Source organism: Streptomyces chengmaiensis (assembly GCF_029846775.1).
Lineage (GTDB): Bacteria > Actinomycetota > Actinomycetes > Streptomycetales > Streptomycetaceae > Streptomyces > Streptomyces chengmaiensis.
On record NZ_JARWBG010000027.1, the window covers coordinates 25898 to 48131 of the forward strand.

Annotated in this window: 21 protein-coding genes; 13 read left to right on the forward strand and 8 right to left on the reverse strand. The window is 72.8% G+C overall.

Features of this window, described 5'->3' with window-relative positions:
* Nucleotides 1–151 precede the first annotated feature (151 nt).
* Nucleotides 152–1237: an S-(hydroxymethyl)mycothiol dehydrogenase gene (locus tag QCN29_RS22170; RefSeq protein ID WP_279930269.1), complete on the reverse strand. Its 1086-nt coding sequence runs from the start codon at nt 1235–1237 to the stop codon at nt 152–154.
* Nucleotides 1238–1245: 8 nt separating this feature from the next.
* Between QCN29_RS22170 and QCN29_RS37155 the strand changes: the two genes are divergently transcribed.
* On the forward strand, nt 1246–1581 hold the full coding sequence (locus tag QCN29_RS37155; protein WP_398859705.1) for a hypothetical protein: 336 nt from the start codon (nt 1246–1248) through the stop codon (nt 1579–1581).
* 20 nt (nt 1582–1601) lie between these two features.
* On the opposite strand, the gene QCN29_RS22180 is transcribed toward QCN29_RS37155, so the two are convergent.
* From QCN29_RS22180 to QCN29_RS22190, 3 genes are all read right to left on the reverse strand, one after another.
* Nucleotides 1602–2285: a cytochrome b/b6 domain-containing protein gene (locus QCN29_RS22180; protein ID WP_279930270.1), complete on the reverse strand. Its 684-nt coding sequence runs from the start codon at nt 2283–2285 to the stop codon at nt 1602–1604.
* Entirely contained in the window at nt 2227–2916 is a 690-nt protein-coding gene (locus QCN29_RS22185) for a molybdopterin-dependent oxidoreductase (protein WP_279930347.1), read from the reverse strand. The genes QCN29_RS22180 and QCN29_RS22185 overlap by 59 nt, the downstream gene beginning before the upstream one ends.
* 125 nt (nt 2917–3041) lie before the next feature.
* Nucleotides 3042–4697 carry an FAD-binding dehydrogenase gene (locus QCN29_RS22190; protein WP_279930271.1) on the reverse strand — a complete coding sequence of 552 codons (1656 nt, stop codon included), beginning with the start codon at nt 4695–4697 and terminating at the stop codon, nt 3042–3044.
* Nucleotides 4698–4804: 107 nt separating this feature from the next.
* On the opposite strand from QCN29_RS22190, the gene QCN29_RS22195 reads away from it, so the two are divergent.
* The 8 genes from QCN29_RS22195 (at nt 4805) to QCN29_RS22230 (ending at nt 11327) form a co-directional block, all read left to right on the forward strand.
* Nucleotides 4805–5395 carry an NUDIX domain-containing protein gene (locus QCN29_RS22195; protein WP_279930273.1) on the forward strand — a complete coding sequence of 197 codons (591 nt, stop codon included), beginning with the start codon at nt 4805–4807 and terminating at the stop codon, nt 5393–5395.
* Nucleotides 5396–5413: 18 nt separating this feature from the next.
* Nucleotides 5414–5806 (forward strand): YidH family protein, encoded by a 393-nt coding sequence (locus QCN29_RS22200; protein WP_240136561.1) that lies wholly within the window; start codon nt 5414–5416, stop codon nt 5804–5806.
* On the forward strand, nt 5803–6144 hold the full coding sequence (locus QCN29_RS22205) for a DUF202 domain-containing protein (RefSeq protein WP_240136560.1): 342 nt from the start codon (nt 5803–5805) through the stop codon (nt 6142–6144). The genes QCN29_RS22200 and QCN29_RS22205 overlap by 4 nt, the downstream gene beginning before the upstream one ends.
* A 505-nt stretch (nt 6145–6649) precedes the next feature.
* Nucleotides 6650–6946 (forward strand): hypothetical protein, encoded by a 297-nt coding sequence (locus tag QCN29_RS22210; RefSeq protein WP_279930274.1) that lies wholly within the window; start codon nt 6650–6652, stop codon nt 6944–6946.
* A 168-nt stretch (nt 6947–7114) separates the two neighbouring features.
* Complete coding sequence (locus QCN29_RS22215; protein ID WP_279930275.1) at nt 7115–8047, forward strand: MBL fold metallo-hydrolase; 933 nt, start codon at nt 7115–7117, stop codon at nt 8045–8047.
* A 152-nt stretch (nt 8048–8199) separates the two neighbouring features.
* On the forward strand, nt 8200–9225 hold the full coding sequence (locus QCN29_RS22220) for a phosphotransferase family protein (RefSeq protein WP_279930277.1): 1026 nt from the start codon (nt 8200–8202) through the stop codon (nt 9223–9225).
* Nucleotides 9226–9234: 9 nt separating this feature from the next.
* A complete protein-coding gene (locus QCN29_RS22225; RefSeq protein WP_279930279.1) occupies nt 9235–10449 on the forward strand; it encodes an acyl-CoA dehydrogenase family protein in 1215 nt (404 codons plus the stop codon).
* 287 nt (nt 10450–10736) lie between these two features.
* A complete protein-coding gene (locus QCN29_RS22230; protein ID WP_279930280.1) occupies nt 10737–11327 on the forward strand; it encodes a TetR/AcrR family transcriptional regulator in 591 nt (196 codons plus the stop codon).
* 23 nt (nt 11328–11350) lie between these two features.
* Here QCN29_RS22230 and QCN29_RS22235 read toward each other — a convergent pair whose 3' ends face one another.
* Nucleotides 11351–11950, reverse strand: a complete 600-nt coding sequence (locus tag QCN29_RS22235) for a TetR/AcrR family transcriptional regulator (protein WP_279930281.1) — start codon at nt 11948–11950, stop codon at nt 11351–11353.
* Nucleotides 11951–11990: 40 nt separating this feature from the next.
* Entirely contained in the window at nt 11991–12794 is an 804-nt protein-coding gene (locus tag QCN29_RS22240) for an SDR family oxidoreductase (protein ID WP_279930282.1), read from the reverse strand.
* Nucleotides 12795–12971: 177 nt separating this feature from the next.
* Between QCN29_RS22240 and QCN29_RS22245 the strand changes: the two genes are divergently transcribed.
* From QCN29_RS22245 to QCN29_RS22260, 4 genes are all read left to right on the forward strand, one after another.
* Nucleotides 12972–14219: an exo-beta-N-acetylmuramidase NamZ family protein gene (locus tag QCN29_RS22245; protein ID WP_279930348.1), complete on the forward strand. Its 1248-nt coding sequence runs from the start codon at nt 12972–12974 to the stop codon at nt 14217–14219.
* Between the two features lie 199 nt (nt 14220–14418).
* Nucleotides 14419–14892 (forward strand): hypothetical protein, encoded by a 474-nt coding sequence (locus QCN29_RS22250; RefSeq protein ID WP_279930283.1) that lies wholly within the window; start codon nt 14419–14421, stop codon nt 14890–14892.
* 224 nt (nt 14893–15116) lie between these two features.
* Nucleotides 15117–17447 (forward strand): MMPL family transporter, encoded by a 2331-nt coding sequence (locus QCN29_RS22255; protein WP_279930284.1) that lies wholly within the window; start codon nt 15117–15119, stop codon nt 17445–17447.
* Entirely contained in the window at nt 17444–18211 is a 768-nt protein-coding gene (locus tag QCN29_RS22260) for an LmeA family phospholipid-binding protein (protein ID WP_279930285.1), read from the forward strand. Before QCN29_RS22255 ends, QCN29_RS22260 begins: the two co-directional genes overlap by 4 nt.
* 356 nt (nt 18212–18567) lie before the next feature.
* Here QCN29_RS22260 and QCN29_RS22265 read toward each other — a convergent pair whose 3' ends face one another.
* Together QCN29_RS22265 and QCN29_RS22270 are read right to left on the reverse strand one after the other, a co-directional pair.
* Nucleotides 18568–19251, reverse strand: a complete 684-nt coding sequence (locus QCN29_RS22265; RefSeq protein WP_279930286.1) for a TetR/AcrR family transcriptional regulator — start codon at nt 19249–19251, stop codon at nt 18568–18570.
* 69 nt (nt 19252–19320) lie between these two features.
* Nucleotides 19321–22149: a penicillin acylase family protein gene (locus tag QCN29_RS22270; protein WP_279930287.1), complete on the reverse strand. Its 2829-nt coding sequence runs from the start codon at nt 22147–22149 to the stop codon at nt 19321–19323.
* Between the last annotated feature and the right edge of the window lie 85 nt (nt 22150–22234).

Here is a 22234-nt window from a genome sequence, read left to right on the forward strand (position 1 = left end):
CCGTTCTACCACTTCGGGCTTGGCGACCGGGAATGCCTCGGACGGGGCCCGGCCCTGCCCGTGCGCGTATCCGTGCGCGTATCCGTGCGCCTGCGGCCGCCGTCGAGGGTGAAGACGCCCGCGGTGACGAGCCGGTCGATGCGGATTGCCATCAGAGGACCACCACCGAGCGCAGCACGTCTCCCTCGTGCATCCGGGCGAACGCCTTCTCCACCTCGCCCAGTGAGATGGTCTCGGTGACGAAGGCGGCGAGATCGATACGGCCCTGCTGATGGAGATCGATCAGCATGGGGAAGTCACGGGAGGGCAGACAGTCGCCGTACCAGGACGACTTGAGCGCTCCGCCGCGGCCGAACACGTCCAGCAGGGGCAGTTCCAGCGTCATGTCGGGCGTGGGGACGCCGACCAGGACGACGGTGCCCGCCAGATCGCGGGCGTAGAAGGCCTGTTTGTACGTCTCCGGGCGGCCGACGGCCTCGATGACGACGTCCGCGCCGAAGCCGCCGGTGATTTCGCGGATGGCCTCGACGGGATCCGCGGTGCGGGAGTCCACGGTGTGAGTGGCGCCCATCGTCCGTGCGATGTCCAGTTTGCGGGCGTCGACGTCCACGGCGATCACCTTCGCCGCGCCCGCCAGCCGCGCGCCGACGATCGCCGCGTCCCCGACGCCGCCGCAGCCGATGACGGCCACGGTGTCGCCGCGGCCGACCTGGCCGGTGTTGACGGCGGCGCCGATGCCCGCCATGACGCCGCAGCCGAGCAGTCCGGCCACGGAGGGCGCGACGGCCGGGTCCACCTTGGTGCACTGGCCCGCGGCGACGAGGGTCTTCTCGGCGAACGCGCCGATGCCGAGCGCCGGTGAGAGCTCCGTGCCGTCGCCGAGAGTCATCTTCTGCCGGGCGTTGTGGGTGTCGAAGCAGTACCAGGGGCGTCCGCGCAGACAGGCGCGGCAGCGCCCGCACACGGCACGCCAGTTGAGGACCACGAAGTCGCCGGGCACCACATCCGTCACCCCGTCGCCGACGGACTCCACCACGCCCGCGGCCTCATGGCCGAGGAGGAAAGGGAAGTCGTCGTTGATGCCGCCCTGTTTGTAGTGCAGATCGGTGTGGCAGACACCGCAGGCCTGCACCCGGACCACGGCCTCTCCCGGCCCCGGGTCCGGCACGGTGATCGTCTCGACTCGCACCGGCTCGTCCCTGCCCGGGGCGACCACGCCTTGCACCTGCTGCGGCATCGCAGAACCTGCCCTTCCTCAACGGCCGACGGATCCCGTCGATTGTCGGCCGTCCGTTGGGGCCGGGAGGGGATTTTCGGCCTTCTGGCGGCATCCCGTACGGTCGTATCCATGGCAGTGGGCTCAAACGGCGACGTGGTGGCCGTGATGGGCGTGGCGGGGAGCGTGCGCTCGTCGAGGCGCGGACGGCGGCGCGCCGGGGGCACTTCATGACGGTGGCGCTGCTGGATTCGCAGTTCGCGGCGTTGGAGCCGCTGGAGGGCGATGAGGCAGGCGTGGCGGTTGAGGTGTCGGGGACGCCGGAGGAGGTCGTGGTGCGGGCGGTGCGGGCGCTCGCACGCTGAGGTGTTTCCCCCGTCCGTCCTCAGGCGTCGTCCGTCTCGTCCGCCGTCCACAGCGCGTGCTCCCTGCGCGCCCACCCGCGCTCGACCCACCCCGTCCGCATCCCCCGGCGCGCTTCGGGGTCCGCGAGGGCCTTGGCGACATGGCCGGCGACGACGATGCCCACGGCGAGCGCGAGCCAGTCGTGGACGAAGGTCGCGCTCGTGCGCCACACCAGCGGCGTGAGCGAGGTGAACCACATCATCAGCCCGGTGGCGAGCATCACCAGCACCGCGCCGGCGATCCAGCTCGCATAGACCTTCTGTCCGGCGTTGAACTTCCCCGCGGGCCGGGACTCCGGGCTGCGGTCGCGCCGCCGTGCTGCGCGCAGCCAGGTCCGGTCATGCGCCCCGAAGCGGTTGAGCCGGCGCAGATCGGCGCGGAAGGCGGGTGAGGCGAGTCCCAGCAGGAACGGCGCGGGCGTCAGCAGGCCCGACCACTGGTGGAGGGTGACCACCAGGGGGCGGCGGCCGACGAGTTCGGCGAGCTGCGGCACATACAGGGCGGCCGCGGTGGCGATGCACAGCAGCATCAGCGCGGCCGTGGTGCGGTGCACCCAGCGCTCCGCCCGGCTGAACCGCCGTAGCTTCCCTTCGTTTTCCGGCCGTTCAGACGGTGGGGGCGTCGGTGCGGCCGTTGGAACGGCCGACCCAGGCGTCGACGTCATAGCCTCGCTCCTCCCAGTAGCCGGGCCGGACGTCGGATGTGACGGTGATCCCGGAGAGCCATTTCGCCGACTTGTAGAAGTACATCGGCGCCACATAGAGCCGGACGGGGCCGCCGTGGGAGTGGCTGACCGGCTTGTCCTGCATCCGGAGCGCCACCAGGACGTCGTCCCGGCGGGCCTGCGACAGGGTGAGGCTTTCGTTGTAGACGCCGTCGAAGCAGGTGAAGCGGATCGCCTTGCCCTCGGGCCGTACGCCCGCCGCGTCCAGCAGCGCCGACAGCTTCACCCCGGAGAACGGCGTCTGCGGCACGCGCCAGCCGGTGACGCACTGGACGTCCCGTACGGTCCGGGTCTGCGGCAGCGCGCGCAGCTGGTCGAGGGTGTACGTCGCCGGGCGGTCGACCAGTCCGTCGACGGTCAGCCGGTAGCTCGACTCGTCCTTGCGGGGCACCGAGGAGACGACGGAGTAGTAGCGGAACCCTCCGCCGTTGGGGAGGAGTTCGGTCAGTCCGGTGGGGTCCTTGTCGGCCGCCGCGCCCAGGAAGGCCTCAAGGCCGCGCTGGAGCTGCGGCGCTGCGACGACTCCGGCCGCGCCCAGGCCGAGCATCGACAGCACGATGCGGCGTCCCATGGGCGCGCCCGCGGCGTCGGGGTGGTGTCTGCTCACGCCTCGATTCGAACACCCTCGGGCCGTGTAGGCCAGGGAGGGACGGAAGACGTCAGACTTCCGTCATACCTCGTCACGGCCGGGCGGCGTCATGCAACCGCCTTCGCGGCGGCGCGGCCCGCCGTACGGCCGGAGAAGAGGCAGCCGCCCAGGAAGGTGCCTTCCAGGGACCGGTAGCCGTGGACGCCGCCGCCGCCAAAGCCGGCCGCCTCGCCCGCCGCATACAGTCCCGGCAGCACCTCGCCGCCGCCGTCGAGGAGCCGCGAGGACAGATCGGTCTCCAGGCCGCCGAGGGACTTGCGGGTGAGGATGTTCAGCCGTACGGCGATGAGCGGTCCGGCCTTGGGGTCCAGGATGCGGTGCGGGGCCGCGGTGCGGATCAGCCGGTCGCCGAGGTAGTGGCGGGCGCCGCGGACGGCGGTCACCTGGAGGTCTTTGGTGAACGGGTTCGCGATCTCCCGGTCCCGGGCGACGATCTCGCGCCTCAGGTCGTCCTCGTCGATGAGCCGCTCCTTGGTCAGGGAGTTCATGCCGCGCGCCAGGGCGGGCAGGTCGTGCGCCACGACGAAGTCGACACCCTGGTCCATGAACGCCCTGACCGGGCCGGGCACTTCGGCGCGGGCGCGGCCGATGACGCCGCGCACCGACTTCCCCGTCAGATCGGGGTTCTGCTCGGAGCCGGAGAGGGCGAACTCCTTGCCGATGATCTTCTGGTCGAGGACGAACCAGGTGTGGTCATGGCCGGACCGCATGATGTGTTCGAGCGTGCCGAGGGTGTCGAAGCCGGGGAAGAGCGGCACGGGCAGTCGGCGGCCGCGGGCGTCGAGCCAGAGGGAGGAGGGGCCGGGCAGTATGCGGATGCCGTGGCGGGCCCAGATCGGGTTCCAGTTCTCGATGCCCTCGGTGTAGTGCCACATGCGGTCGCGGTTGATGTGGCTGGCGCCGGCGCGCTCGGCTATGCCCAGCATCAGCCCGTCGACATGGGCGGGGACGCCGGAGAGCATTCTCTTGGGCGGGGTGCCGAGCCGCTCGGGCCACTGGGCGCGGACGAGGTCGTGGTTGCCGCCGATGCCGCCCGAGCAGATGATCACCGCTTGGGCGCGGTATTCGAAGGCGCCCGCCACCTCCCGGCTGCTGGCGGCGCCGCGCGGCGCGGACGACTCCTCCAGGACCTCGCCGCTGACGGTGTCCAGCACGCCCCCGCTGCCGCCGAGGCCGGTGACGCGGTGCCGGAAGCGCAGAGTGACCCGACCGCGGGCGGCGCCCTCGCGGACCCTGCGCTCGAAGGGGGCGACGAGGCCCGGGCCCGTGCCCCAGGTGATGTGGAAGCGGGGCACGGAGTTGCCGTGGCCTCGCGCGCCGTAGCCGCCGCGCTCAGCCCAGCCGACGACGGGGAAGAAGCGCACGCCCTGAGCGCGCAGCCAGGCCCGTTTCTCCCCGGAGGCGAAGTCGACGTATGCCTCCGCCCACTGCCGGGGCCAGTGGTCCTCGTCGCGGTCAAAGCCGGCCGTGCCGAGCCAGTCCTGGAGGGCGAGAGCCTGGCTGTCGCGGACGCGCATCCTGCGCTGCTCGGGCGAGTCGACGAGGAAGAGCCCGCCGAAGGACCAGTGGGCCTGTCCGCCGAGGGACTGCTCGGGCTCCTGGTCCAGCAGGATGACGGTGCGTCCGGCGTCGACGAGCTCCGCCGTGGCGGCCAGCCCGGCGAGCCCCGCCCCGATCACGATCACATCAGCGTCGTACGCCATGGCTCCACCCTCGTCGGCTCGTCGTCGCCCGCGGGCCCGGGCAAGTGGTCCGATCTTCCGTACGCGCCAGTAACGAGTCAACAGGTGTGACGGGGCATGCTGTCCGCATGAGTTCTGCTGACGAGATCCTGGACGTCGTCGACGCCGCCGACCGGGTGGTGGGGCAGGCCCCGCGCGGGGAGGCGTATGCCCGGGGGCTGCGCCACCGCTGTGTGTTCATCCAGGCGAAGGACGCGCAGGGACGCGTCTTCGTGCATCGCCGCACACCGGGGAAGCTGGTGTTCCCCTCCTTGTACGACATGTTCGTCGGCGGCGTCGTGGGTGCGGGCGAGAGCTACGGCGAGGCGGCGCTGCGCGAGGCGGAGGAGGAGCTGGGGGTCTCGGGGCTGCCCGCTCCGGAGCCGCTGTTCAAGTTCCTGTACGAGGGAGGGGGCAGCCCTCGGCAGAGCTGGTGGTCGTATGTGTACGAGGTGCGCTGCGAGTTGCCCGTGCGGCCCCAGGCGGAGGAGGTCGCCTGGCACGCCTTTCTTCCGGAGGAGGAGCTGGAACGGCGGATCGGCGAGTGGACGTGGGTGCCGGACGGGCTGGCGGCGTACGAGCGGCTCAAGGCGTTCCGGTCCGGCGGATCCGCGGGTGGTGCGGGCGGGAGCGGCGGGGGCGGGACCCGCGGCAGGGGCGGGACGGCGGAGCGTGCGTAAGGTGCGTAGGGTGCGAGCGTGAGTGACTTCCTACAGGGCCTGCGGCTGTGGTTCGCGCCCCGGCGCATCAGCGAGGAGGGCGACACCCCCGACTACCGCTTCTCACTCGCCAACGAGCGCACCTTTCTGGCCTGGCTGCGGACGGCGCTGGCGCTGGTCGGCGGCGGCTTCGCGGTCGACCAGTTCCTGCCGGACCTGCGCTGGGGCGTACGGGTGGGTCTGGCGCTCGCCCTGATCGGCGCGGGCGTGCTCTGCGCGGTGCGGGCTGTCAATCACTGGGTGCGCTGTGAGCGCGCGATGCGCCGCGGCGAGGACCTGCCGGTGTCGCGCTTTCCCGTGCTGCTGGCCCTGGCCGTCGGGGTGGTGTCGCTGACGATGGCCGCGGTGGTGGCGTGGGAGGGCGCGGGGTGAGCGGACGGGGGCCGGGCGACGGCCCGGCACCCGCGCGCGACCCCGGGCTACAGCCGGAAAGGACCCGGCTGGCCTGGCGGCGCACCACGCTGACCTGCACGGTCGTCGCCGTACTTGCGGGCAGGGGCGCGCTCCGGTCGGACCCTGCGGCCGTCGGCGGTGCGGCGGCCGCCGTGACGGCAGCGGTGTGGCTCTGCTTCCTCGCGGTGGCCCACCGCCGGATGCGGTCGACGGCCCCACCGCGCCCAGCCGCCCTCTCGCACCGGGCGGCGCTCGCCGCGACGGGATGCGTGTTGGGGCTGGCCCTGGCCGGATGCCTGATGGCCGTGATCGGCTGATCGCGCCCCTGTGCCGCTGCCGCCGCGCGAACACGCGGGCACGGCCGTCGGCGAGGTGACCGGCGCCCCATTCGTGCCCTGCCGCGCCAGGGTTCCGCGGCCGGCCTCCATGGCAGCCGGCCCGAGGTCGGCGCACATGGCGGTTGCCGACCGAGGTCAAGCGGCGGGGCGGCGCATCCGGGAGGGCCGACCCAGACTCAGCCGGCCGGCACCGACCAGACGCCACAGCTCGCCCTGCGGCGCAGGCGGGTCGCCGCACCGGCCGGGGGCATGGCGGCGGGGCGGCGCATCCGGGAGGGCCGACCCAGACTCAGCCGGCCGGCACCGACGAGACAGCACGGCCCGTCCTGCGGCGCAGGCGGGTCGCCGCACCGGCCGGGGGCATGGCGGCGGGGCGCGCGCGGGCAGGGGGTTCACCGGGGCGGGCCTTCGTCCGGCCGACACAACGCAGGGCGACTAGCCTTGATTGACACAGAACATCACCATTCTCAGCAAGGTGAGGGCTATGACCGTTCTGCACCATGAACACGACGCCCATGAGCACGCCCACGGCCCCAGATGCGGCCACCCCGAGGTCCCGCACGGCGACCATGTCGACTACGCCCACGACGGGCATCTCCACCGGGCGCACGCCGGGCACTGGGACGAGTGCGAGCCCGGCGAGCACGTCGAGCACAGCGGGCACGCCCATGAGCACGGCGACGGGTGCGGCCATCCGGCCGTGGTGCACGGCGATCATGTGGACTACGTCCACGACGGGCACCGGCACGCCGCACACCACGGACACTGGGACGACCACTGACGCCCCGGCTGCCCCACAGCACCGCCGACGCGGGGGCGGACGGACCGACGCGGGCGCGAACGGGCCGGCACCGGGCTGCCCGCCCGCCGGAAGCCCGCCTTCCCTCGGGGTTGCGCCGACTGGCAGTCTTGACCGGCCAGTTCACTGACGACACCCCGGGGGACCGCCATGCCCGCCGCAGACCCGTACACCGTCCGGCTCACGCCCGACGCCCGGCAGGACGCGCAGGTCTTCGCCTATGTCCAGCCCGACGGCGGCTGGTGCCTGAACAACGCGGGGTTCGTCAGCGACGGGGAGACGACCGTGCTCGTGGACACCGCCGCCACCGAGCGGAGGGCGCGGGCGCTGCGCGAGGCGGTGCTGGCGAGCGGCGTGCCGCTGCCGCGCACCGTGATCAACACTCACCACCACGGCGACCATACGTACGGCAACGGCGTCTTCACGGACGCCGCGGTCGTCGTCGGCCATGAGGCCTGCCGGAGCGAGGCGCTGGCGGCGGGCCGTCAGCTGCATCTGTTCTGGCCGCAGAACGACTTCGGCGACATCCGCATCACCGTTCCGTCCGTGACCTACCGCGATCGCCTGATCCTGCACGCAGGCGACGTCGAAGTGCATCTCATCCACCCCGGCGGGCCTGCGCACACCCGCGGCGACACCCTGGTGCACCTGCCCCGCCAGCGGATCGTCTTCACCGGCGACCTGGTCTTCCAGGGCGGCACCCCCTTCGTGCCGGCAGGCTCGCTGAGCGGGTCGCTGCGCGCGCTGGACGTGCTGCGCTCGCTGGACGCGGACATCGTGGTCCCGGGCCACGGCCCGGTGACGGACCCGTCCGCCTACGACGCGACCGAACGCTATCTGCGGTTCGTGGCCGGTCTGGCCGAGCAGGGCCGGGCAAAGGGGCTCAGCCCGCTTCAGACGGCCCGCGCCGCAGACCTCGGGGCCTTCGCCGCGCTGCAGGAGAGCGAGCGCCTGGTGGCGAATCTGCACCGGGCGTACGCGGAGCTCGAGGGCGCGCCGGAGGGGTCCCCGCTGGATCTGGCGGCGGCGTTCGGGGACATGACGACGATGAACGGCGGAGCGCCGGTGGCCTGCCACGCGTAGCCCGGCCGGGCCGGCGGCGAGATCGCTCTCACCCGCGCCGCAGGAGCGGTCCGTCTTCCTCTGCGGGACCCCTCTGGACGACATACCGACTGGTCGGTCATCATGGTCGGGATCTGTCGGCCGTCCACCCGCACCGCATCGGAGGTACGCGTATGAGCTCCGCGCCCCATCACCCCGGCCTCGACCCCGAGGAGCTCCGGCAGGTGCTGGACCGTGAGCGGCCCGGACTGGTGGGAGGGCCGCTCACCGCGCAGCTGGTGCAGGGGGGCCGGTCCAACCTCACCTACGCCGTTACGGACGGGACGAGCCGGTGGGTGGTCCGGCGGCCCCCGCTCGGGCATGTGCTCGCCACCGCCCACGACATGAAGCGCGAGCACCGGGTGATCAGCGCGCTGCACCAAACGCCCGTGCCGGTGCCCGCGCCGGTGCTGCTCTGCGAGGACACATCCGTGCTCGGCGCGCCGTTCTACGTCATGGAGTTCGTGGCCGGCACGCCCTACCGCACCGCGCAGCAGCTGGCCCCGCTGGGCCCGGATCGCACCAGGGACGCGGTGTTCCGGCTGGTCGACACCCTGGTGGAGCTGCATGCGGTCGATCCCGAGGCCGTCGGCCTGGGCGACTTCGGCCGGCCCGACGGCTTCCTCGACCGACAGCTGCGCCGCTGGGGCAAGCAGCTCGACGCCTCCCGCAACCGGGAGCTGCCGGGCATCGACGAGCTGCACGCGGCGCTCGGCCGGACCCTCCCCCGCTCCCCCGCGCCCACCGTGATCCACGGCGACTACCGGCTCGACAACGTCCTCATCGACGAGGACGACCGGATCACCGCGGTGCTGGACTGGGAGATGTCGACGCTCGGGGACCCGCTCACCGATCTCGGGCTGCTGGCGATGTACAGCACGCCGCTGGAACTGGCCTCCTCACCCGTGAGCACGACCGCGGAAGCCCCGGGGCACCCCTCGCCCGCCGAGCTGATCGAGCGGTACGCCACGCGTTCCGGCCGCGACACCTCCGCGGTGGCGTGGTACACGGCCTTCGCCTGGTTCAAGCTCGCCGTGATCCTCGAGGGCATCCACTATCGCTACACCCTCGGCCAGACCGTCGGGGCGGGCTTCGACAGGATCGGCGAACTCGTCCCCGTCTTCATCGAACACGGACTGACCACCCTCCAGGAAGGCTGAGACGACCTCATGGACTTCGCATTCGACGCACGTACCGAGGACCTGCGCGGCAGGCTGCTCGCCTTCATGGACGAGCACGTCCACCCGGCCGAGGAGGTCGAGCGGGAGCAGCGCGCCGCGCTCGCGTCGCCCTGGGACACCCCGGCCGTCATGGCGCAGCTGAAGGCCGAGGCCCGCAGGCAGGGGCTGTGGAACCTGTTCCTCCCCGACGCGGAGTACGGGGCGGGGCTGACCAACCTCCAGTACGCGCCGCTCGCCGAAATCACCGGCCGCAGCCCGCATCTGGCGCCCGCCGCGCTGAACTGCGCGGCACCGGACACGGGGAACATGGAGCTGCTCGCGCAGTTCGGCAGCGAGGAGCAGAAGAAGCGGTGGCTGGAGCCGTTGCTGGCCGGTGACATCCGCTCGGCGTTCGCGATGACGGAGCCGGAGGTGGCCTCCTCGGACGCCGTGAACATCGAGACGCGGATCGAGCGCGACGGCGACGAGTACGTCGTCACCGGCCGCAAGTGGTACATCTCCGGGGCGATGAACCCCGACTGCCGGGTCTTCATCGTGATGGGCAAGACCGACCCGGACGGCGCCGACATCCGGCGTCAGCAGTCGATGGTCCTGATCCCGCGGGACACGCCGGGCGTCGAGGTCCGCCGGGCCATGCAGGTGTACGGGTACGAGGACCACTCCCACGGGGGTCACGCCGAGGTCGTCTTCGACGGGGCGCGGGTGCCGGCGTCCTTCCTCGTCGGCGAGGAGGGCGGCGGCTTCGCCATCGCCCAGGCCCGGCTGGGACCGGGCCGCATCCACCACTGCATGCGGCTGATCGGCATGGCCGAGCGGGCCGTTGAACTGATGTGCCGCAGGGCGGTGTCCCGTACGGCCTTCGGCAAGCAGCTCGCCCGGCAGGGCGTCGTCCAGAACTGGATCGCCGACGCCCGCGTGACGATCGAGCAGCTCCGGCTGCTGGTGCTGAAGACGGCCTGGCTGATGGACACGGTCGGCAACCGGGGCGCGCACACCGAGATCCAGGCCATCAAGATCGCCACACCCCGTGCCGTGGTGGACATCCTCGACAAGGCGGTGCAGGTGCACGGCGCGGGCGGGGTGAGCCAGGACTTCCCGCTGGCGGAGCTGTGGGCGGCGGCGAGGACGCTGAGGTTGGCGGACGGGCCGGACGAGGTGCACCAGAGGTCGCTGGCACGGCGGGAGCTGAAGCGGTACGCCTAGCCCCTAGCCCCTGATCCGGAAGGGCGGGTCCGAAGTCCCCCTCCCGGCGGACTTCGCCCCTGGCGCGCCGCCCCGCGCACACGTTCCTTCGTCGGCGGGCACCGCCGGGCGCCGCCGACCGTCGAGACCCGGCACGGCGGCGGCCGGCGCCGCGACTGTCATGCGCGGCCGCGTCGACGCCGCTTGGCCGCCGGTCACCGGTCTGCCATCATGAGCGAATCGGAACCTCGCTCCGGTATCGATGCCGGCGCTCTTCCGCACAGCCGGCTCATGGAAGGAACGTCGCGGTGAACGACAGCGGCCGGAGCACCGGGAGCTCCGCCGGATCAAAGCGCAAGGACGCCCGGCGCAACCAGCAGACCCTGCTGGACGCGGCCGCCGCGGTCTTCGTCGCCTCGGGCGTGGACGCGCCGGTGCGCGACATCGCGGCCAAGGCCGGCGTCGGGATGGGGACGATCTACCGCCACTTCCCCACCCGGGCCGACCTTGTCATCGCCGTCTACCGCCATCAGGTCGACGCCTGCGCCGAGGCCGGACCGGCGCTGCTGGCGGCCGGCCCGACACCTCACGCCGCCCTCGGGCGGTGGGTCGACCTCTTCGTCGACTTCCTGGTCACCAAGCACGGACTCGCGGCAGCGCTGCAGAACGACAACGCCGGCTTCGAGACGCTGCACGCCTACTTCCTCGACCGCCTGCTGCCGGTGTGCACCCGGCTCCTCGACGCCGCGGCCGCCGCCGGCGAGATCCGCCCCGGCCTCGACGCCTACCAGCTCATGCGCGGCATCGGAAACCTCTGCATCGGCGCCGAGAGCGACGCCCGCTACGACGCGCGGCGACTCGTCGCGCTGCTGGTCGCAGGACTGCGCCGGCCCGACTGACCGGCACTCCCGACTGACCGGCGCTACGGGCGCAGCGCCCTCATCAGCAGGTCCGCCAGATGGTCCGCCACCTGCCGGGCGCTCAGCGGACCGTCGGGACGGTACCAGGTGGAGAGGTGGTGGACGGAGCCGAAGTGGTAGTCGACGACCAGGTCCGCCGGTGTGGCGGAAGAGAACACCCCGCTCTGCTGGCCCTCCTCGATCAGCGCCCGGAACCGCTCGTGGTAGCGGCGGCGCTCCGCGCGCACCTGCTTGTGCTTCTCGGGGCTCAGATGGTGCATGGAGCGGAAGAAGATCGCGGCGTCGTCGAGGTTGGCGATGGTGGTGACGACGACGTCCGCCGCGGCCGCGCGCAGCCGCGCCTCCACCGGCTCGTCGGCGCCGGCGAAGGCGTCCAGCCGCTCCTGCTGGAGGCGCAGCATACGGGCGTAGACCTCGTGGAGGAGGTCCTCCTTGGAGCCGAAGTAGTGGTAGAGCGCGCCCTTGGTGACGCCCGCGGCCTCGACGATCTCCTGGACTGAGGTGCGGTCGTAGCCCTGTTCGGCGAAGAGCCGGGTGGCGGTGGCCAGCAGCCTCTGCGGGACCGGGGCGCCGCTCCCGTCCGTCGTCCTGGCTGTCGCCATTGCCGCTACCTGCCTTTCGTCGAGTGTCCGTTCGCTGTGCTTACCGACGGAAACCTGGTTCCCGCCCGGGAATCTTCCCATCCGTCAGCGTCTCTTCCCACTTCTGCTGGATCTGGTTCATCGCGGTGAGCCAGCGGTCCGGGTCGGTCGCACGGTTCTCGTAGTATCCGGCGACCTCGGGGTGGGGCAGAATCAGAAAGCGGTCAGCCTCGATGCCTTCGAACAGGGCGTCGGCCACGTCCTCCGGTTCGATCGCGGTGGGCGCGAGAACGAGCTCGCCGGCCGATCCGGCGGCGGTGAGCATATCGGTGCGCACACCCTGCGGGCAGATGGCGTGCACCTTGATCCCGCGGTGGCGGTAGGTGAGGGAGAGCCACTCCGCGAAGGCGTAGGCGCCGTGCTTTGACACGCTGTAGGGGGCGGCGCCCACCATGGTGAGCAGCCCGGCCGCGGAGACGGTGGAGACGAAGCGCCCGCCGCCGCGCTCCAGCCAGTCGGGCAGCAGCGTGCGGGCGGCGCGCACATGCGCCATCACGTTGACGTCCCAGGCCGCCGCCCAGGTGTCTTCGCCGGCGAAGGCGTCGCCCGCGGAGGAGAGTCCCGCGTTGGCGCAGTAGACGTCGACGGTTCCGCCGAGGGCCTCGCGGGCCTCCTCGACGATGTGCGAGGCGTCGCCGGGGACGGCGAGTGCGCCCGTCTCGTCGGCGACGGCCTTGACGCGCTCCGGGTCGAGGTCGTTGACCACGACATGCGCTCCTTCGGCCGCGAACCTGCGGGCGAGCGCCGCGCCGATGCCGCCTCCCGCGCCCGTGACCACGACCCTGGCGCCCTGCACCCTGCTCATCACGGCCCGTCCTTCCTCATCGCCCGCGTCTGCTTCCAGCGACAGACTAACCGGTCGGTATGCCAAGAGGAAGAGTGCGCGAGCACGCCGCCCGGATCGTTCCGCCCGGGGCTTGTTCACGCTAGCGTGCGTGGCCATGACAGAGCGTGCATGACGGCGGCAGCGGAGGTGGACCGTATGGATCTGTCCAGACGAGGACTGCTGGCGACGGGCGGGGCGCTCGCCGCGGTCACGGCCGGCGGCCCGGGGACGGCTCGGGCGCACTCCGGCCACCGGCTGCGCACCGGCTTCGAACGGCTCGCGGACGAAGGCTATGCGCCCCTGGCCGGCTACCGCGTCGGCGTGGTCACCAATCCGACCGGGATCACCCGCGACGCCCGACACATCGTGGATGTGATGCATGCCGACGAGCGGGTGGACCTCGTCGCCGTCTTCGGCCCGGAGCACGGCTTCCGCGGCACGGCGCAGGCGGGCGGCTCCGAGGGCCGCTATGACGATCCGGCGACCGGACTGCCCGTGTACGACACCTATCTGAAGCGGGGCCAGCCGCTCGCCGACATCTTCACCGCGGCGGACGTGGACGCCGTGGTGTTCGACATCCAGGACGTGGGCGCGCGTTTCTACACGTACATCTGGACGCTGTACGACTGCATGGAGGCCGCGGAGCTCGCGGGGAAGCGGTTCGTCGTGCTGGACCGCCCGAACCCGGTCACGGGCCGGGCGGCCTGCGGCCCGGTGCTCGACAGGGAGTTCGCGTCCTTCGTGGGGCGCGAGCCGATCGCGCAGGCGCACGGGATGACGGTCGCCGAGCTGGCCCTGCTGTTCAACGCGGAGTTCCTGGCCCGGCCCGTGGAACTGGAGACCGTCCCGATGGCGGGCTGGCGGCGCTCTGCGTTCTATGACGAGACCGGGCTGCCGTGGGCGCCGCCGAGCCCCAACATGCCCACCCCGGACACGGCGCTCGTCTACGCCGGCACCTGCCTGTTCGAGGGCACCAACCTCTCGGAGGGCCGCGGCACCACCCGCCCCTTCGAACTCCTCGGCGCCGAGGGCGTCGACCGCCGCTGGGCCGAGGCGGCCAACGCGCTCGGCCTGGCCGGGGTGCACTTCCGCGAGGCGTACTTCACCCCCGTGTTCTCCAAGTTCCAGGGCACGACCGTCGGCGGCGTCCAGCTCCACGTCCACGACCGGCAGGCGTACGATCCCGTCCGCACCGGGGTGGCCCTGCTGGTGACGGCGAAGCGCGTATGGAGCGGATTCGCCTGGCGGCCCGATCACTGGATCGACAAGCTGACCGGCTCTACGACGGTCCGAACGCTGATCGACGCGGGCGCGGACCACGACGAGGTCGCCGCGGCATGGCAGGAGAAGCTCTCGGAGTTCCGGCGGGTACGGCGGCGGCATCTGCGCTACCCGCACCGCTGAGCGGCGCCCTGCGCCCGTCGCGCCGACGCCGCCCTTGAAGCCCCGAAGGCCTCAAGGCCTCAAGGCCTCAAGGCCTCAAGGCCTCAAGGCCTCAAGGCCTCAAGGCCTCAAAGGGAATTCTCAGGGCGTTCCCATGTTCCGCACAGCCGGACGCCCCATCGTCGATCACGTCACAGTGACCGGACGCTGGAGGTTCTCCATGAAGACCAAGCGAGCCCGTGTGGGCCTCGCCATCGCAGGAATCGCGGGCCTGGGACTGCTGTTCCCGGCCGTGGCCCTGGCGCAGGACGACGGGCAGTCCGCCGCGAGCGAGTCTGCGTCGGCGCCTGCGTCTGCGTCTGCGTCTGCGTCGGACGACCGAGCGGAGCACCGCAAGGATCGCAGGCAGCAGGGCAAGGAGCGGCGGGAGGAGCGGCAGCAGGAGCTGGCCTCCGCGCTGGCGAAGGAACTCGGCGTCTCCGAGGACAAGGTGACCGCGGCGCTCGAGAAGATCCACGGAGAGAAGCAGCAGGAACGCAAGGAGGACAGGCAGCAGCGGCTGTCGGAACGCCTCAAGAAGGCGGTGGAGGAGGGGACCCTCACCCAGGAGCAGGCCGACGCCGTCCTTGAGGCGGCGGAGAGCGGCGTACTGCCCGGCGGCCACGGAGGGGGGCCCGGACATCCCCGCGGCTGACACCCCGCCGACGGGCGGCCGGCCGCCCGTCGGCCGGGCGCGGATCGTGCGGAGCTGACGCCCGGCAGGGCGTGGGCCGGCGAGCCGGCCCACGCCGTACCCGCATTGACATTATTGCACTCGCGATGCAACGTTAATTCATGCACCGCGAGTGCAATTTTTTGTTGTGTGCGGACCGGGAGCGCGGCCGGCGGCGGTGCACCGGACGAAGGGAGACATGCGAGATGCTGCTGGCCCTGGGGCGCACCTGCGCCCGCGCGCCGAAACGTGTGATCGGCGCATGGCTGCTGCTCCTGCTGGCTCTCGGCGCCGCGGTGGCCGTCCTCGGCCGGGTCACCAGCGAGGCGGTCACCATTCCGGGAAGCGACAGCCAGGCGGCGGCCGACGCCGCCCGCCGGTTCCCCGGCCCGGTCTCCGGGCCGCAGCCGCTGGTACTCCACACCGGTCCGGACGGCGCACGGCTGACCGACGACGGCGCACGTGCCGCCGTCGAGGAGGCGGCCCGCGCCATCTCGGCCGTGCCGCACGTGTCCTCGGTGAGCACGCCGTACGGCGCTTCGGCGGCGGCCCACGCCGTCAGCGCGGACGGACGCACCGCATACCTGACCGTCGGGCTCGACGTCACCGGCCGCGACATCACGGCCGAGACTGCGGACGACATCGTGGCCGCGGCCGCGCCCGCCCGCGCCGTCGGCATCTCGGTCACCCCCGGCGGCGACCTGGCCGCCGCCGTCGACAAGCCGGACACCGGGCACAGCGAGCTGATCGGCCTGGCGGCCGCCTCGGTCATCCTCCTCCTCGGCTTCCGCAAGGCGGCGGCAGCGGCACTGCCCCTTGCCGTCGGGGTCACCGGGCTGGCGGTCTCGGTGGCCGCCGTCGGGCTCGCCGGCCATCTGACGGACATGCCGGCCTCGGGCACCACCCTCGCGGCGATGATCGGTCTGGGTGTCGGCATCGACTACACCCTGTTCTGCCTCACCCGGTTCCGGGAGCTGCGGGGCAGGGGGCAGGGCGTCGTCGAGGCGGCCGCGGCTGCCACGGCCACCGCGGGACGGGCGTGCGTCTTCGCCGGCGGAGCGGTGATCGCCGCCCTCGGCGGCCTCGCCCTCGGCGGACTCCCCCTGCTGTACGCGCTCGCCCTGGCGCCCGGGGTCGCGGTGCTGGTGGCGGTGGCCGCCGCCACCACACTGCTGCCCGCCCTGCTGAGCCTGCTCGGGAGGCGTCTCGGGGCAGAGCCGCCGCTGACGGACGAGCGGGACGGAGACCGGCAGGCCGGCCGCCGCGGCTGGCGGCGGCTGGCCGCTCATGTCGCCGCCCGGCCCTGGCGTCATCTGCTGACCGGCGTCGCCGTGGTTCTCGTGCTCGCCGCACCCGCCGCCCAGCTCGCGTTCGGCCTGCTCGACGGGGGGACCAAGCCCGTCGGCTCCGCCGCCCGCACCTCCTACGAGCGGCTCGCCGATGCGTTCGGGCCCGGTGTGAACGGCGCGCTCCAGGTGACCGACACCCTGCCCACCCCGGCCGCCGGACCCACCGACGCACGCGTGGCGGCGGTCGGCGAGGCCCTCGCCGAGACGCCGGGAGTGGCCGCGGTCGGCACGGCGCAGCTCGCGCCTGACGGCCGGACCGTGCGCTGGCAGGTCACACCCGCCACCGCGCCGGGCGACGCCCGGACGGCCGAGCTGGTGGACCGGCTGCGGGCTGACACCCTGCCCGGCGCAACCGACCGGGGGCGCGACGGAACCGCCCATGTGGGCGGCATGACGGCGACGCAGACGGACCTCAACGACCGGCTGGCCGCCCGGCTGCCGCTGGTCATCGGCGTCGTCGTCCTGGTGGCGGCGCTGCTGCTCCTGACAGCGTTCCGCGCTCCCGTCCTGGCAGCCAAGGCCGCCCTGATGAATCTGCTGTCGGTGGCCGCCGCCTACGGCGTGCTCACCGCGGTCTTCCAGTGGGGCTGGGGCGCAGAGCTGATCGGGCTGGAGGGAGCGACGCCCATACCGGGATATGTGCCGCTGGTGCTGTTCGCCGTGCTGTTCGGACTCTCGATGGACTACGAGGTCTTCCTGCTCACCGCCGTCCGCGAACACCGCATGGCCCATGGGGACAACCGGCGCGCCGTGGTGGCCGGACTGGCCGGCACCGGACGGATCATCACATCCGCCGCGCTGATCATGATCAGTGTCTTCCTGGCGTACCTCCTCTCCCCGGACCCGGTGGTCAAGATGTTCGGCCTGGGGCTCGCCGCCGCGGTGGCCCTGGACGTCACGGTGGTCCGCGGGCTGCTCGTCCCCTCGGCGATGGTGCTGATCGGTGAGCGCAGCTGGTGGCTTCCGCGGTGGCTGGACCGACTGCTGCCGCACCTGGACCCCGAGGGCGGGGCACGACCGGAAGCCGGTGGGACGACCGGCGGCCCGGCCTCTGCGACACACGACGCCGCGGCCGGCGAAGCCGCCGCACCCGGACCCGGACCCGGGCCGAATCCGGAGTCGCAAGCTCAGTCGCAGTCGCAGTCGGACGGCGTCGGGCTCACCGTGCGGCGCGGAGGACTGTCGTGACCCCGCGGCGCGCAGGGGCCGCCGCGGCGCCGCGGCGGCCGCGTACCGCCGGCCGGCACCCGGCCGCCGGAAGGCGACGTCGGGTCGGGGCCGCGGCGGCGGTCCTGGCCCTGGTTCTCGCGGTCGGCCTGCCCGTGGCCGACGGGGTCAGCCGCCGCGTCGCCGAGGGGCGGCTGGCCGACCGGGTCGCCGCAGAACGGCCCTCGGTGAGAGGCGAGCCGGACGTCGACATCGCCGGCAGTCCCTTTCTGCTGGAGGCTGCGCGGGACCGCTACCCGGAAGTCCGGGTGCAGGCGGACGCCGTCACGGAGAGGGGCCGTCCCGTCCGGGCAGACCTGACCTTCCGCGACGTCTCCGGCCGGCCGGACGGCTACCGGGCCCGCTCGGCCGACGCCCGGTTCACCGTGTCCTACGACTCCCTCGGGGCGACCGGCATCGGCGCCCAGGGGCAGGGGCGGGCTCCTGCGCCCCGGCTCTCCTATGCCGGGGACGGGCAGGTGCTGGTCCACAGCACCGTCCTCGGCATGACCGCCGAGGTCACCGCGGACGTCGTGCTGGCCGAAGGAGCCGTCGCGCTGCACCCGGTCTCGGTGTCCGTGGCCGGGCGGGCCGTGGACCCCTCGGGTCCCCTGGTCGCCCGGGCGTTCACCGGCGCCCGGCTGCCGCAGCCCGCGCTCCCGCTGGGCCTGACGCCGTCCGGCGTCTCGGCCGGGCCGGAGGGAGTGACACTGTCGGCCGACGCCGGCCCGGTCGCCCTCTCCTGACCGCCCGCACCCGCACCCTGGCCGGGGCGTACAAGCCGGGGATCCGAGCGAAACTCCCCGGCGCCCCGCGGGAACGCCGCGATGGGCCGCCGAACGCACACGGGCACATCGTGGCCGATCGCACCCACCCGGCGGAGCCGCACATCGACGCAGCCCCACGCCCCTGGAGACACCGCCGGACCCCGCCGAATCTGAAGCGGAATCTGAACGGCAAGGACGCGGAGGCGGCCACATGCAAGGGTCCGGACGCCACGGCGGCGGGCCGTGGCGCACGCAGCCGCACGCTCCTCGGCGTATGCGGCTGCACGCTGCGGCGCGACCCGCGACGGCGGGCCCGGGGCGGTGCGGGCCGGACGTCAGTCCCGCGCCGCTCCCGGCTCCCGGTCGGCGGCGGCCAGCAGGCTCAGCACCGTTTGCTCCATCACCCGGCGGGCCTGCGCGGGCGTCTTGCCCGTGGAACGCCAGTGGTGCCAGGCGCCCCAGGTGGTGACGGCGTCGAGGCCGTCCAGCAAGAGGGCCCGGGGGTCCTCGGCAAGGCGGCCCAGTTCCTCGGCGAAGATCTCGGCGATGCGACGCCGGCCGTCCGCAAAGATCTCTTCCGCTGCCTGCCGGACCCTCGGCGACGGATCCTCGATCCGCAGCATCGTCAGCCGGGTCGGCGTGATCCACTCCAGGATGCGGGCGCGCTGTTCCGCCAGGGCCGCGACCCGGACCTCCCGCGACCCCTCCTCGGGCAGCGGCCGGATCTGCTCGGCCAGCTGCTCCAGCCGCCTGCTGACGGCGGCGTCCACCAGCTCCGGCATATCGGCGAAGTGGTGGAAGACCAGCCGCCGGGAGACGCCTGCCCGTTCCGCGACCAGGTCGGCGGGGAACTCCGTCACCCCTTCGTCCACCAGCTCGAGCAGCGCGTCGACGATCCTCAGACGGGTCCGGCGGCCCCGCTCGGTCCGGCCGTCGCCACGCCGCGCCGCCGCGGCCCGCGCCGTGCCCGTGTCCCGGCCGGCGGTCCGTCCGCCCGCCTCCGCATCGACCTCGGCCACCCGTGCTCCTTCCCTCGCCGCCATCATCCCACCGCCGGACTCTCGCCCCGCTTGCGCCGGCGCCGGGGTTCAGCGGTGCGAGGGAAACTCGACGACCTGCTGATAGGTCGGGCGGTTCTGCCAGTGCGCTGCGGGGTGGGTGATGCCGCCCAGCGGGCGGTGGACCAGCGCGTCCGAGCACCACTGGTCGCCCGCCGCGCAGTCGTCGTCTCCCGGATAGACCTCGGTCGCCGGAGTGGCGGCCGCCTGCCCGAGGGTGGTCAGCAGGGCGTCACGGCATGCGGTGAGCGACCCGCCGCCGCAGTAGGTGCGGGCCAGCGGTCCTTCGACCCGCTCCCCCAGGACCTGCCGGAGGTCCTTGTCGGCGAAGCCCCACCAGCCGTACTGGAACGCGGAGCCGCCGTGGGCGCCCGCAGCGCCGTGGCGGGCGGCCGGGGACTCGTCGACCGCGAGGTTCGCGGTGAACGCGCCGTACAGCTCCTCTCCCAGACCCGGCTTGAACTGCTCCTCGATCAGCAGCGGCCACCAGGCGTCCATGGTGCGCACCGCGTCTGCGTGGGCGTAGCGCCGCGATCCCTGCGTGGTCTCCTTGCGCTGGGCGCCCGCTGTCCGCCAGGACTCCAGCTGCCGTACGACGGCGTCGAGCCGGGGGTCGGTGACCGGCTGGGACCGCAGCACGGCCAGCAGCTCGGGCAGCAGCTGCTCGCCGCGCAGATCGGTCAGGCCCGCCTCGGCCATGGCTCGGGTGAGCGACGCCCGGGTGACCCCGCCCCGGGCGACGAGAGCGGCCACCCGGTCGTCCAGCAGATCCCCGCGGTGCACCGAGCCGAAGCCGAATCCCGCGGCGGCGTAGCCCTCGGCCTGCCGGTTGTTCCACGAGATGTAGTAGTCCTGGCCTGCCGACTGCGGGTGCTCGGCGAACGGCGTGTACGCGGCGGTGTTGTGGACCGGGTCGAAGTCCCGCCACTCGTAGGCCTCTTCGGCCCGCACCGGCAGCGCGGGGTCGACGCCCTCGGCCCGCACCGGGTTCATGCCGCTGTTGAAGTACCCGGCGGTGCGGGAGTCGGCGTAGAACCAGTTGAAGGCGTAGTCGATGTGGTGCGCCGCCTGTTGGAAGGACGCGGCGTCCGTGACGTAAGAGGGGTCGTTGAGCAGCTGGAAGCCGATGATGGAGTCGGCTTCGTGCCGGTAGGTGGAGCGCAGCGAGGTGTAGGCGACGGGAGCGCCGTCGATGGTGGCGCGGTGGGTCACCATGCCGTACTCGGTGCGCCAGACCTGCATCCGGTAGGAGCCTTTCGCCGTGGAGTCGGCGACGGTGGGCTTCCAGGCGTTGCGGCGTTCCAGCTTCTCCATGGGGGTGCAGCGGCCGCGGTGGAGGTAGTGGTCTGCGGTCTGCTTGTCGGGGACGCCGCCGTCGGGCGCGCACAGTTCGACGGCGTAGGTGTCGGTGATGTCCTGGGCGGCGGAGGTGGCTGACCAGGCGTAGTCGGGGCCGCGGCCCATCTGCACGTACATGCCGACCCCGGCGAAGGAAACCCCGCGGGCGGAGATGCCGGGCCCCTGGAGCTCCTGGAGCATCAGCAGCTGCGGGGCGAAGTAGCCGGTCTGCGGGCCGAAGACGGCGATGGGGTGGCCGCTCGCGGTGTGGGCGCCGGAGACGAGGAGCGCGTTGGACATGCCGCGCCGGGGGTCGAGGGCGCCGGGCGGGAGCACGCCGTCGTCGTATATGCCCTGGGCGGGCCGGAGGAGTTCGGGGGCGCGCACGGGGCTCTTGGCCCCCGTTCCGGCCGAGCCTGTCCTGTCGTAGACGAGCTGCTCGGGAACGACGGAGCCGGGGTCGGGCAGCGCGCCGCCGCGGGGGTTCTCCGGACGGGTCGCGTACGGGAAGCGGGTGCCGTCGTGGACGGTGAGCACGGCTTCGGGGTCCTCGCGCTGCCGGAACGACTCCCAGACGCGGGTGCCTTCCACGACGCCGTACTTCTGCTGGGCGGCGAGGAGGGAGAGCGCAGCCTGGACCTCGCCGCCCCCTCCGCCGCCGAACTGGCCGCCGACGACGGAGGCGATGGCGATCAGATCGGTGAGGGAGAAGGGTTTGATCTCCCCGATGTTGGTGATCGCGTCGACATGGCCGGTGAGGACGTACTCGCCGGGGAAGTAGCGTCCGTCCTTGGCGGCCTTGCGGTAGGCGTTGACGCCGTCGACGTAAGCCTGGGCGTCGGCCATGGCCAGTTCGCCGCGGGCGCCTTCGGTCTGTCTGATCCGTTCGATCTGGGACCGGTAGTCGGCTTCCGTGTACGGGGCCTGCGGCCAGAACTGCTGCTCCATGGCCTGGTTGGCGAGCGCGCCGCCGGCGAAGGAGGTGAGCGATCCGCGACCGATGTGCCGGAAGAGGTCCATCATCCACAGGCGGTCCTGCGCTGCCGCGTAGCCGGCGCCGAAGGCGGTGCCGTAGCGGGTGTCGCCCTTGATGTGCGGGACGCCCGTCTTCTTGTCCCGGGTGATGGTGACGTCGTTGCGGGGGCGGGTGACGGACTCGACCTGGTCCTCAGGAACACCGAAGGAGGCGTCGTTGAAGAACTCGGTGAGCGCGGCGTCGGTGAGGCCGCTGTAGCCGCCCGTCAGTGACTCGTAGCGGGCGAGTTGGTCGGAGCTGTGGGCGGGACGGGTGCCGAAGAGCTGATGGGCAAGGATCTGGACGAGGGTGGCGTTGCCGTTCTGGCCGGGCGGCAGGATGTCCGCGCACTGCCCCCGGCAGTGGTCGGCCGGGGCTGCCTCATGGTTGACGCGGTCCGGCGGGGCGGCGGCCGCGGAGTGCGGGGCGGGGGCTGCGAGCCCCGCGCCGAGTGCGAACACCGCCACGGCGGTCGCGGCGGTCAGTCTTCCGGTGCGTCGGCGCATGGCTGCTCCTCGTGGGGGGCCGGTGCGACGGAGGTTACTGACGGTATGACGCGGCAGTAAGGTGAGTGCCCGTCAGATTTTCTGA